Annotated in this window: 4 protein-coding genes; 1 reads left to right on the top strand and 3 read right to left on the bottom strand. The window is 74.9% G+C overall.

Annotated elements, in window-relative coordinates; translation table 11 throughout:
* A partial coding sequence (locus RIF68_RS31405; protein ID WP_309054660.1) for an ERAP1-like C-terminal domain-containing protein occupies window positions 1–732 on the top strand: 732 nt, incomplete at its 5' end.
* A 145-nt stretch (window positions 733–877) separates the two neighbouring features.
* Here RIF68_RS31405 and alc read toward each other — a convergent pair.
* The 3 genes from alc to RIF68_RS31390 all read right to left on the bottom strand — a co-directional run.
* A complete protein-coding gene (gene alc / locus RIF68_RS31400) occupies window positions 878–2,017 on the bottom strand; it encodes an allantoicase (RefSeq protein ID WP_309054659.1) in 1,140 nt (379 codons plus the stop codon).
* A 96-nt stretch (window positions 2,018–2,113) separates the two neighbouring features.
* Window positions 2,114–3,040, bottom strand: coding sequence for a LysR family transcriptional regulator (locus RIF68_RS31395; protein ID WP_309054658.1), 927 nt, complete (start codon window positions 3,038–3,040; stop codon window positions 2,114–2,116).
* 9 nt (window positions 3,041–3,049) lie between these two features.
* Window positions 3,050–3,441 (bottom strand): DMT family transporter (locus RIF68_RS31390; protein WP_309054657.1); only part of this gene is annotated, 392 nt, incomplete at its 5' end.

Raw genomic sequence — 3,441 nt, 5'->3', positions numbered from 1 at the left:
GTGAAGGCCGCCCTGGAGCTGTACGCGGCGCCGGAGTGGCGGGAGACGGGCCTGTCGCGCTGGACGGAGGCGACCCTGGCGCACCTCCAGGCGGCCGAGCCGGGCAGCGACCACCAGCTGGCGTGGGCGCGGGCCTTCGCCGCGACCGCCCGTACCCCGCAGCAGCTCGACCTGCTGGCCGCCCTCCTGGAGGGCCGCGAGACGATCGAGGGCCTCGCCGTCGACACCGAGCTGCGCTGGGCGTTCGTGCAGCGGCTGGCCGCGGCCGGCGTCTACGACGAGTCGGAGATCGCCGCCGAGCTGGAGCGCGACCGGACGGCGGCGGGCGAGCGCCACGCGGCCACGGCGCGGGCGGCCCGTCCGACGGAGGCGGCGAAGGCGGAGGCCTGGGCGTCGGTCGTCGAGGACGACAAGCTGGCGAACGCGGTGCAGGAGGCGGTGATCGCCGGGTTCGTCCAGCCCGACCAGCGTGAGCTGCTCGCCTCGTACACGGAGAAGTACTTCGCCTCGATCAAGCGGGTCGCGGAGACCCGGAGCCACGAGATGATCCAGCAGATCGTGGTCGGGCTCTACCCGACGCTTCAGGTGTCCCAGGAGACGCTGGACGCCACGGACGCGTGGATCGCGGAGCACCGGCCGGTGCCGGCGCTGCGGCGTCTGGTGACGGAGAGCCGCGCGGGTGTGGAGCGGGCCCTGAGGGCCCAGGCGGCGGACGCGGCCGCCGCCGTCTAGCGGACCGCCGTCCGGCGTTTCGCCGTGCGGCAGAAGGGTCGCCTCCCCCCGGGGGCGCCCCTTCTGCCGTGTCTGGAATCCGCCCGGCGGACGGGCGTCGGCGCGCGGCCGCGCCGCCGGGCGGAGGTCTCGGGCCCCTGGGCCGTCAGCCGCTCAGGCGCTCGTGGCGGGTGCGCAGGTCGGCCGCGCCCTGCTCCGTGAGGGTGCCGTGGAGCCGCATCCGGGCGACGCCGCCGTCGGGGAAGGCGTCGAGGCGGACGTGGGTGACGACGGCCTGCGCCGGGAGCTTGAAGCGGTGCGGGGTGTCGGGCTGCAGGCGGGTGCGGGGGATGATCTCGAACCATTCGCCGGTCTCGCCGTTGCGGCCGTGCAGGGCGATCCAGCCGGCCGAGTTGCCCTTGAGGTAGGCGGTGTCGATCTCCACGGCGCGGACGGCGCCCTGGGCGGCGAGGCGGAAGCGGACCCAGTCGTTGGTGCCCCGCACGCGGCGGCGGCGGTTCTCCCAGCCGTCGTCCATCTTGCGGGACGTGCCGGGCAGGATGATCTGGGTGGGCGAGGAGTAGAACTTGTCCGAGGCGTCCTCGTACACACCGCCGTTGAGGACGGAGATCAGGTCGAGGGTGCCGAGGAGCTCCAGCCACTCGGGGTCGGGGACGACCTCGCCGTGGACGCGGAGGCGGGCGATGCCGCCGTCGGGGTGCTGGCAGAGCCGGATGTGGGTCCAGCGGCGCTCGCTGTCGACGGTGAAGCCGTTGGCGGCGTGGCCCCGGACGGGGGTGGGCGGGACGAGCTCCTCCCACTTCGCGTCGAGGAGTTCCGCCGGGCCGGGCGAGCCCTCGACGGCGGTGGCCTGGACGCTCACCCGCTGCGGGTAGTTGCCGCGGAAGTGGGCCGTGTCGACGACGATGCCGCGGATCACACCGGGGGCGCCGAGGCGGACGATCGCCCAGTCGTGGTCGTCGGCGGCGGGGAAGACGTGCTCGGCGTCGGCGCCCCGGCGGCGGCGGGTCTCCCAGCCGTCCATGATCTTGCCCTTGTGGCCGAAGTGCTCCGGATCGAAGACGGCCCGTTCGCGGACGAGGAGGTTCTCGCGCTCGGCGAAGAACTCGTCGTTGGCGGCGACGACCCCGGCGCCGAGACGGCGGTCGGCCAGGTCGACGAGCTCGGTGAAGGGGAAGTCACCGGCGCGGTAGTCGGCGTAGGGGTCGCCTCCGGAGTAGGGGGCGGCGTCGTTGGCGTGCGGGTCCTGGTTCTCGGGGGCGGTGTTCCCCGCGGAGGTCGTCATGGTCCGACTCTCCCGCGCCCGGCACCGGAGGTCCATCGAATGTTTTCGACGGTGCTGTTCAGATTCTTCGAAAGGTGGGAGGGCTCCGGCCGGCCGTCAGTGGGCGGTCTCGCGCCGGTCGGCGGCCAGCCGCAGCGCGTGGAGGACCCGCGCCACGGCCGGGCCTTCCTCGGCCCCGCGCCGGACGGCCGCGACGACGTGGCGGCGGGGCTGGTCGGCGGCGAGGACCCGCATGACGACGCCGGAGCCGGGGCCGCCCCGGCGTTCGGCGGAGGCCATGCGCGGGACGAGGGCGACCCCCATCCCGGCCTCGACCATGGCGAGGATGGCGGTCCAGCCGGCGGCGCTGTGGGCCTGTTCGGGGACGAAGCCGGCCGCCTCGCAGGCGGCGGTGGTGATCTCGGACCAGGGACCGGAGCCGCCGAAGATCCAGGGCTCGCCGGATAGGTCGGCGAGGCGCAGGCCGGGGGCCTCGGCGAGCGGGTGCCCGGCGGGCAGGGCGACGTCGAGGGGGTCGGCGAGCAGCGGGATCCGGCCGAACTGGGGGTCGCGGGCGGTGGGGGCGTGGGCGGCGAGCGAGAGCGCCAGGTCGGCCTCGCCGCCGGCCAGGAGTTCGTACGCCTCGGCCGCCTCGGCCTCGTGGACGCGGACGTCGAGGCCGGGGTGGTCGGCGCGCAGGCTTTGCACGGCGGGGACGACCAGGGCGGGCACGGCGGTGGAGAAGGCGGCGATCCGGAACCGGCCCGCCTCGCCCCGGACGTGCGCGTCGAGTTCGGCTCCGGCTCGTTCCAGCTGGGCGAAGACGGCCTCGGCGTGCCGCAGGACCAGGTGGGCGGCGTCGGTGAGCCGGACGCGCCGGCCGTGGGCCTCCAGGAGCGGGACGCCGAGCTGCCGGGCGAGGTTGGTGAGCTGCTGGGAGACGGCCGAGGGGGTCATGCGCAGCGCCTCGGCGGTGGCGGTGACGGTGCCGCGGTCGCGGAGGGTGCGCAGGATGCGCAGTTTCTTGATGTCCCACTCGGTCATGGCCGCAACCTACCGGGCGGAGCTGAGGGCGACTCCGCCGAGGATGAGCGCCATGCTGACGCCGCCGAGGAGGCCGAGCCGCTCGCCGAGGAGGGCGGCGGAGAGGAGGGCGACGCAGACGGGCTGAAGGTAGTAGACGACGCCGGCGCGGGCGGCTCCGATCAGGGAGATCGCCCGGTTCCAGGCGAAGAAGGCGACGGCGGAGGAGAGGACGCCGACGTAGAGCAGGGGTCCCGCGGTGCCGGGGGTGAGGGGGAAGCCGCCCTGGACGGCAAGGGAGACGCCGTAGGCGGGGGCGAGCATCAGCGTGCCGAGCAGGAAGGTGGCGAAGAGGAAGGCGAGCGGGTCGATCCCCTCGGGCCTGCGCTTGAGCAGGGCGCTGTACGAGGCGAAGGAGAGGG

It is taken from the genome of Streptomyces sp., from assembly GCF_031178505.1.
Lineage (GTDB): Bacteria > Actinomycetota > Actinomycetes > Streptomycetales > Streptomycetaceae > Streptomyces > Streptomyces gulbargensis.
The sequence above is the reverse complement of the archived record's forward strand: the minus strand, read 5'-3'. Positions and strand labels throughout refer to the sequence as shown.

Coding starts and splice junctions, on each gene's coding strand:
- alc (WP_309054659.1), bottom strand. CDS start 2,017: ATGACGACCTCCGCGGGGAACACCGCCCCCGAGAACCAGGACCCGCAC.
- RIF68_RS31395 (WP_309054658.1), bottom strand. CDS start 3,040: ATGACCGAGTGGGACATCAAGAAACTGCGCATCCTGCGCACCCTCCGC.